This is a genomic window from Psychrilyobacter sp. (genome assembly GCF_049671765.1).
GTDB lineage: Bacteria > Fusobacteriota > Fusobacteriia > Fusobacteriales > Fusobacteriaceae > Psychrilyobacter.
Map to the genome: position 1 here is coordinate 1 of NZ_JBATVM010000183.1, position 7,640 is coordinate 7,640.

General features: G+C 31.4%; 7 protein-coding genes. 2 read left to right on the forward strand and 5 right to left on the reverse strand.

Annotation, left to right across the window (positions count from 1 at the left end; genetic code table 11):
• Window positions 1-517: 517 nt before the first annotated feature.
• Entirely contained in the window at window positions 518-1,009 is a 492-nt protein-coding gene (locus WBG30_RS09165) for a nitroreductase family protein (protein WP_424504351.1), read from the reverse strand.
• 145 nt (window positions 1,010-1,154) lie between these two features.
• Here WBG30_RS09165 and WBG30_RS09170 point away from each other — a divergent pair, with 145 nt between their 5' ends.
• Window positions 1,155-1,673 (forward strand): hypothetical protein, encoded by a 519-nt coding sequence (locus WBG30_RS09170; RefSeq protein WP_424504352.1) that lies wholly within the window; start codon window positions 1,155-1,157, stop codon window positions 1,671-1,673.
• Window positions 1,674-1,807: 134 nt separating this feature from the next.
• Here WBG30_RS09170 and WBG30_RS09175 read toward each other — a convergent pair whose 3' ends face one another.
• From WBG30_RS09175 to ptsP, 4 genes are read right to left on the reverse strand one after another with little or no spacing between them, the layout of a single operon-like run.
• On the reverse strand, window positions 1,808-3,418 hold the full coding sequence (locus tag WBG30_RS09175) for a S1 RNA-binding domain-containing protein (protein WP_424504353.1): 1,611 nt from the start codon (window positions 3,416-3,418) through the stop codon (window positions 1,808-1,810).
• Entirely contained in the window at window positions 3,411-4,286 is an 876-nt protein-coding gene (gene ispH, locus WBG30_RS09180) for a 4-hydroxy-3-methylbut-2-enyl diphosphate reductase (protein WP_424504354.1), read from the reverse strand. The genes WBG30_RS09175 and ispH overlap by 8 nt, the downstream gene beginning before the upstream one ends.
• Complete coding sequence (locus tag WBG30_RS09185; protein ID WP_424504355.1) at window positions 4,276-4,545, reverse strand: HPr family phosphocarrier protein; 270 nt, start codon at window positions 4,543-4,545, stop codon at window positions 4,276-4,278. Before WBG30_RS09185 ends, ispH begins: the two co-directional genes overlap by 11 nt.
• A complete protein-coding gene (gene ptsP / locus WBG30_RS09190; RefSeq protein ID WP_424504356.1) occupies window positions 4,520-6,289 on the reverse strand; it encodes a phosphoenolpyruvate--protein phosphotransferase in 1,770 nt (589 codons plus the stop codon). Before ptsP ends, WBG30_RS09185 begins: the two co-directional genes overlap by 26 nt.
• 251 nt (window positions 6,290-6,540) lie before the next feature.
• Between ptsP and WBG30_RS09195 the strand changes: the two genes are divergently transcribed.
• Window positions 6,541-7,640: hypothetical protein (locus WBG30_RS09195; protein WP_424504357.1), on the forward strand; the 1,100-nt coding region annotated here is incomplete at its 3' end.

A 7,640-nucleotide genomic window follows, 5' to 3' on the forward strand; every position in this document is an offset into this window, starting at 1 on the left:
ACACATGTTTAAGGCTGCTATCAATATTAATTTGATTACACTAGATTCTATCATCTACTCTCTCCCCCTTTATATTTTCTTTATTTAAGACGAGTTTAAAAACTCCATACAAAGTCAGAGTTTTTCACTTTTTTTAATTTTGAAGGCGACCATACTTTAACAGTAATCATTCTACTAAGAGCGATATCTTTAGAACTTTCTCCTTTTTGGTTAATATTTTTAAATCGAAGTTTATAGTCGTTCTACTCCAGCAGTACTGTTTCTACAATGACGATTGTGTCTTACTAACAAAGACAATTTATAAACCTTCTGGCACTTTTTGGTTACTTTTTCTTGCTATAGAGAAAAAGATAACCCGTATTAAAGAGGGACTCTTTAGAACTTGCCTCTAACTCCTAAAAACAAAGAAAATTTGCTATAGGTTTCTCCTTACAAGGGTTCATATTTAAAATTAGATTTAGTTACATCTAATTTTAATAATCATGAAATCCCCAACAACAGAGGAAGAGGGTCCTTCCTACAAAACATCTTCCTCTTTATACGCTGGTCTTTCCTGATCTGGATATCCTAGAGCAATTACACAAAGTAATCTTTTATCATCTGATATTTCTAATATCTCTTTAGCAATTATCTCTGCATCTTCTCCATCTTTGTTAAATCTGCATTTCATCTGCACCCAACACGATCCTAATCCTTGGTTATGAGCCTCTAATTGGATGAACGTCGACGCTATAGAGCAATCCTCTACCCACGTATCGGATATCTCCTCATTTCCTATTACAGCTATGGCTGTAGGAGTTTCTGCTAAAAATAATCCTCCCTTTGGTTTTACCATGGATAATTCTTTTAATACTTCATTATCTTCTATTACCATAAATTCCCATGGTTTTTTATTTTTTCCACTGGGAGCTACCTTGCCAGCACCTAATATTTGATTTATCTTTTGTTCTTCAATTTTTATATCTTTATACTTTCTGATACTTCTTCTCTCCAATAAAATATTTAACATTAGTTCCCTCCTACTTATTTTTTTTAATTTTACCACCTTTTAATTATTCTTCATAACTATATTTAAAATTTAAAATATTATTTAAAAGGTATTTTAAATTTATTTTTGAATATTCAATTTAACTATTTAATAAAGGAGTATATTTATGAAAACAGCAGTAGAAGGATTTTATTCAATCAAACCGTTAAAATTATTTAGAAAAACTGAGGGAGTTGTATTTGATATAATTCCTACAGATTTAGTTGCTAAAACTAGCTCTATTGATAGAGTTTTACATGACAAAAATGCTATTTCTCCAGGTCCAATCAATGGAATTAAAAGACCTTGGTATATGCATTTTCACCAGCAAGATAACTTAGTTGTTCTTCAAGGTCACAGAGTAGTGGAATTATTTAGCATTGAGCTAAATAAAAAAATACTTTTTAAAGTTTATCCGAATAAAATTTTATATGAAGATAAAGTTATATTAGATGAAGGCGGTGTTCTTACTTGGGAAGAACATATTTTCCATAGAATAATTAGTGGAGAAGAGGGCTCAGCTTCTCTTAATTTTGCTGTGAGATCTGACGGTTTCGATGTAAAAGATAATTTTGATATTTATAGTTTAGATGAACAACTAAAAACATATAAACCTATCAGAGAAGGATTTAAAGATCAATTCTAAAACAACTTTTTGTTTAGATCTAAAAAAAAGGAGATGACCTAAGTCATCTCCTCATAATATATTTTCTTCTTCTTCTATAGTTTGCTCTTTTTTTCAAAGAGTAAACGCCAAAGAGGAAAGAGTTCCGGAATTAATTATTCAGTCATTCCATATTTTTTTAATAATTCTGCATCTTCATCTTTATCAGCATCTAATTCTATCTTCTTGATAGATAATTTTACTTTTTGATCAGCAGCTGAGATTTCAATAACTTCAGCAGTTACTTCTTGACCAACTTCAAATTTTTCTTTTAAATCTTTAACGAAGTCTTTTGAAACTTGAGAGATATGAATCATACCATCTAAACCATATCCCATGTCGATGAAGATTCCGAAATCAGCGATACTAGAAATTTTTCTAGTTACTACACTTCCTACTCCTACTTCTTCAGACAATATTTCCCAAGGGCTTTTAGTTAATTGCTTAATTCCACCTTTGATTTTTTTGTTTTCTTTATCGATAGCTAAGATTTGGAATTCTACCTTATCTCCTACAGATAATTTGTTTTCTAATTTAGCCCAAGCAAAATCAGATGTATGGATAAATGCATCGATTCCTTCTTCTACTTCTACGAAAACTCCGTAAGGTTTTGTATCAACTATTGTTCCAGTTGCTTTATCTCCCTCTTTGAATTTCTCATCGATGATAGCCCAAGGATCTACGCTTAATTGCTTGATTCCTAATTTTAATTTCTTGTCTTCAGAGTTTAAGTCTAAGATTCTAACTTGTACTTTATCTCCAGATGAAATGAATTCACCTAAGTTGATTTTCTTGTTATTCCAAGAGAAATCAGAGATATGAACTAATCCTTCGATTCCATCTTCTAATTTAACGAATGCTCCAAATTTAACAATTTTAGTAACTTCTCCTTCAACAGTAGTCTCTACAGTATATTTCTCTGCTGCTGTTGCCCAAGGATCTTGTGATAATTGTTTGATAGATAATTTAAGACTCTTCTTCTCAGCATCTAATGTGATAATTTGAGCATTGATCTTATCTCCTGCTTTATATAAAGTATTTAAATCATCGACTTTACCCCATGAAATTTCAGAGATATGGATGAATCCTAATACGTTTTCTACTCTTACAGATAATCCAAACTTTAATACACTCTTAACTTCTACTTCAACGATTTGATTTTCGCTTAATTTAGCAAATGCTTCTGCTTCTACCATAGCTACTACATCTCTTCTAGAAACTAATACTTTCTTTCTATTTCTTTCTGTTTTGATATCTTTAACTATAACGTCTACTTCTAAACCAATTACGTTTTCTGTAGAGTCTTTTCTTATTTGAGATAAAGAGTTAGGCATGAATGCTGAGTGAGCCATTATTTCTACTATATATCCACCATTTACTTTTCTTACTATATTTCCAGTCACTACTTCTTTATTTTCAAGGGCAGCTTCTAATTTAACTACAGCTTCTTCTTGTACGACTGCTCTTCTTGATACTCTGATATGTCCTTCATCGTCACTATCTTCAGTGATAGCTACTCTGATCATATCTCCTACTTCAAATTCAGTGATTTCTTCAGTTCTAACGATTCCTTCAGTAGCACCCTTTATATCTAAGTAAGAATAATCTCTTTCCTTACTGATTATTTCAGCGTCTACTATTTCCCCTCTTTGTACCTGCTTTGGTGCATATTGATTTAACATTTCCTCAAAGCTTAATTCCTCAAAATTCTCTGTGTTATCAACCATTACAACGTCCTCCTAATAATATACTTTCTATTTTTTCAACTATTTCATCAGGTGTGGAAGCACCTGCTGTTATACCTATTCTGTTACCTTTCTCAAACCATTTAAAGTCTAAATCTTCATAAGTTTGTATCAGATAGCTCTTTTGGTTTATCTCCTTTGAGATATTGTATAATTTTTTTGTATTTGAACTATTTTTCCCACCTATAATGAGCATTACATCTACCTCGGTAGATAATTTTTCTACAGCTTTTTGCCTTTCAAATGTAGCTCCGCAAATAGTATTTCCAACTTTGCAGTTTTTATAATTTTTTTCTATGTATTCAGTGATCTCTTTATAGAGGTTTTTATTTAAAGTAGTCTGAGCTAATATGTAGTATTTTTCAGTTTCCTCAAACTTTATATTTTTTAGTTCCTCAAAATCTTTCACTACTTTCACATCACATCCGAAAGATATGATTCCCCTTACCTCAGGATGAAATTCATCTCCTATAAAGATGATCTTATATCCATTTTTTTCATGGTTTATAAGTTCTTCCCGACTTCTCTTTACAAAAATACACGCTACATCATACATTCTAACATTTTTTTGATTTAAAATCTCATATATTTTTTTAATTGTCCCATGGGCACGAATTATTACAGAATCTCCTTCATTAATTTTATCCTTCCCCTCAAGGACTTCTTCCTCTGTAACAACTATAATTCCCTTAGAATTTAGTTGTTCTATCACCTGTTCATTATGAACTAACATCCCAAGCATGTATATTTTTTGATCAGATTTTATAGTTTCCGCTAAGTCTACAGCTTCCTTTACACCAAAACAAAAACCCATCTTTTCTGCTCTTTTTAATGTATAATTATTCTTCATTAAAGGTGTCTACCTCTACTAATTTTTTCAGTGCTTCTAGCGCTGCACCTTCATCTTCACCATCAGCTGTAATAGTTAGTGTTCTTCCTTGCTCTGCAGCTAGTAGCATAAGACCCATGATACTTTTACCATTTATCTCCTCATCGTCACAAATAACCATTATCTCTGAATCATATTCAGTAGCTATCTGTACAAATAATGATGATGGTCTAGCATGTAATCCGGCTTTATTTCTAATTTTTACGTCTATCATTTTCAATTGTAATCACCTCTATATATTCTTTTAGTATCTCTTTAACTTCATTTCCGTTATTACAATTTAGTAATTTAGGTTTTAACTCATTTTGTAAATCACTTCTATTCAATCTTAAAATCGTTCTTTTTGCCATTGGTATATAGGTCGATAACATACTAAATCTATCTATCCCAAAACTCATAAGAGCTATTATAGCCATAGGATCGTTAGCCATCTCTCCACAGACACTTATTTTTTTCTTTTGTTTTATAGCTTCTTCAGCTATATGATTTATAGTACGAAGAACTGCTGGTTCAAAATAATCATTAAGATAAGCAACATCCGCACTTAATCTATCTGCTGCCATAACATACTGAGTAAGGTCATTGGTTCCTAAACTAAAAAAATCTACATATTCTGAAAATTTATCTATCAAAAATGCTGTAGAAGGTACTTCTACCATTACCCCTGTTTCAATATAACTTGCATATTCTAATCCTTCTTCATCTAACTCTTTTTTTACTGAAGTCAGTATTTTCTTTATTTGAATTATCTCCTGTAAATTAGATATCATAGGAAACATAACTTTAATTTTTCTACCCTTTGCTACTCTCAAGATTGCCCTTAATTGAGTTCTAAATATATTTTCATGGGCCAATGTGAATCGTATTCCTCTAAACCCTAAAAATGGATTTCCTTCAAAAGGCATCTCATAATAAGGTAATTGTTTATCTGCTCCTATATCGAGAGTTCTTATAATAAGTTCTTTTTCTCCTTGTAGTTTTTCTATCTTTTTATAGGCTCTTTCATATAGATCTATCTGTTGCTGTTCTGTAGGAAAAAACTTACTTTCCATATATAAAAATTCTGTTCTAAGAAGTCCTACACCATCTGCCATACTATCATTTAGTGACAAAAGATCTGTTATTCCACCAATGTTGGCATTCAAAATTATCTTTACACCGTCTTTAGTTATAGCCGGTAATCCCTTTAATTTTTTATTTTCTTCTCTTATAGCTTGTAACTTTCCTTTTTCTTTTTGATATTCTATAATTTGCTCGTCTGTAGGATCTTTAATTACACATGGATCACCTTTTCTAGTATCTAGTATTATCTCATTTTCCCATTCCATTCGGGATACATTTTTTACACCCATAAGGGTTGGGATCCCAAAGGTCTTAGCTAGAATAGCTACATGGGAAGTTGCTCCACTATATTCAGTGACTATCCCCAATAAGTTGATCTTATCGTGGTGCATCTTAAATAATTCTGAAGGAAGGATCTCCTTAGTTATTAAAATTTTATTATCCAATTCATGCAATTCACAGTCTTCTACCATCAATTGTCCTATTATCTTTTCTCCAACATCTTGAATATCAACTGCTCTTTGTCTATAGACAGGATCTTTCATTTCTTTAAACATATCCACATAAAATTCTACTACGTCAGCTACAACTTTTTCGATGTTAACTAATTCTTTTTTTAACCTTTTACCAATTTCTGATAATAATACTGGGTCATCTAATATCATAAGATGTACATTTAGGATCTTTAAATCATTGCTTTTCACCTTTCCTTTTAGCGATGATTTTAAAAATTTGAGTTCTTGTTTAGCGTCTCTTATTGCCACCTCAAATCTTTTTATCTCATTTTCTAGCATATGAGGTTCTATCTTATACTCCTCTAATGCTGTCTGTTTTTTCCCTCTTAGATATGGTTCCCCTATTACTATACCTTCAAAAATAGCCTTACCCATTATCTTTTCCATATACTTACCCCTTTTAATTTATTATCTCTTATAATTATATTCCATTTCCGTTGTTTTTTCAAGGAATTCTGTAATTATAGTAAGAATATTCTTACTTCCTATTGAAATAGAAAAGAGCCCAATTTTTTAACTCTTCAACTAGTTTTTTTATTTGATATTTAATTTTTTTATGCAGGAATTGAGATAGTATCTGTATATATCTATATATACAACAAAGGATTATTCGATGTGTTATGAAGGGGGAAATACTTATGAAAAATAATGATGATATGGCTATATTAGGATCCAATTGGAGAAAAACATTTCTTTTTTGTTATTTATTATTAATAATAAATAACAATTTATTTGCAGGTGATAATCCCGCTCACGTAATTAGAACCCATCAGGTTTTAGCAGTTGCAGGAGAAAATTTTAAAAATGAGGGGACTATACTTTACACAGGAGATAGTGGTATGGAGGCTATTCAAGGTGGTAGTGTCACTAATTATGCGGCCATTCAGATAATTGGAACAGGAGGAGTAGTAGCGAGTGGGAGTGGCTCTATAGGGATTAATGAAACAACAGGAGCTATTAATAATAAAGGTATACAAGGAATGCAAAGCAGACAAGGTGCAAAAGTAATAAATAAAGGAATTATTCAGAATACAAGTTTTGTAGGGATGTATTCACATAATTTAAATAGTATAGCATTAAATTCAAATACAGGCGTTATTATAACATTTAACAATTATGGAATGGTTGCTATTAGTGGAGCTAAAGCAATTAATGAGGGTTTTATCCAGAATAGAGGTACTACAGGAATGTTCGCAACGGAAGGAGCTAAGGCAATTAATAAGGGTTTTATCCAAAATAAAGGTACTACAGGAATGTTAGCAACGGAAGGAGCAAACGCCATTAATGAGACTACAGGTCATATAAAAAATAAGGGTGATTATGGAATGTCTGCTGATGGAATTGGGTCTTCTATTAATAATAAAGGAAACATTTCTAATGATGGAAATTATGGAATGTCTGCATTTAATGGATCTGTAGCCATTAATGATACTACAGGTCATATAAAAAATAAAGGTGATTATGGAATGTCTGCTAGTGGAATTGGGTCTTCTATTAATAATAGAGGAGACGTTTCTAATGATGGAAATTATGGAATGAGTGCACTTAATGGATCTGTAGCTATTAATGAGACTACAGGTCATATAAAAAATAAGAGTGATTATGGAATGTCTGCTGATGGAATTGGCTCTTCTATTAATAATAGAGGAAACATTTCTAATGATGGAAATTATGGAATGAGTGCACTTAATGGATCTATAGCTGTTAATGATACTACAGGTCTCATTAACAATAAGAG

Bases quoted from the DNA above. Each gene is read 5' to 3' on its own strand.
- WBG30_RS09165 (WP_424504351.1), bottom strand. From the start codon at position 1,009: ATGTTAAATATTTTATTGGAGAGAAGAAGTATCAGAAAGTATAAAGAT.
- WBG30_RS09170 (WP_424504352.1), top strand. From the start codon at position 1,155: ATGAAAACAGCAGTAGAAGGATTTTATTCAATCAAACCGTTAAAATTA.
- WBG30_RS09175 (WP_424504353.1), bottom strand. From the start codon at position 3,418: ATGGTTGATAACACAGAGAATTTTGAGGAATTAAGCTTTGAGGAAATG.
- ispH (WP_424504354.1), bottom strand. From the start codon at position 4,286: ATGAAGAATAATTATACATTAAAAAGAGCAGAAAAGATGGGTTTTTGT.
- ptsP (WP_424504356.1), bottom strand. From the start codon at position 6,289: ATGGAAAAGATAATGGGTAAGGCTATTTTTGAAGGTATAGTAATAGGG.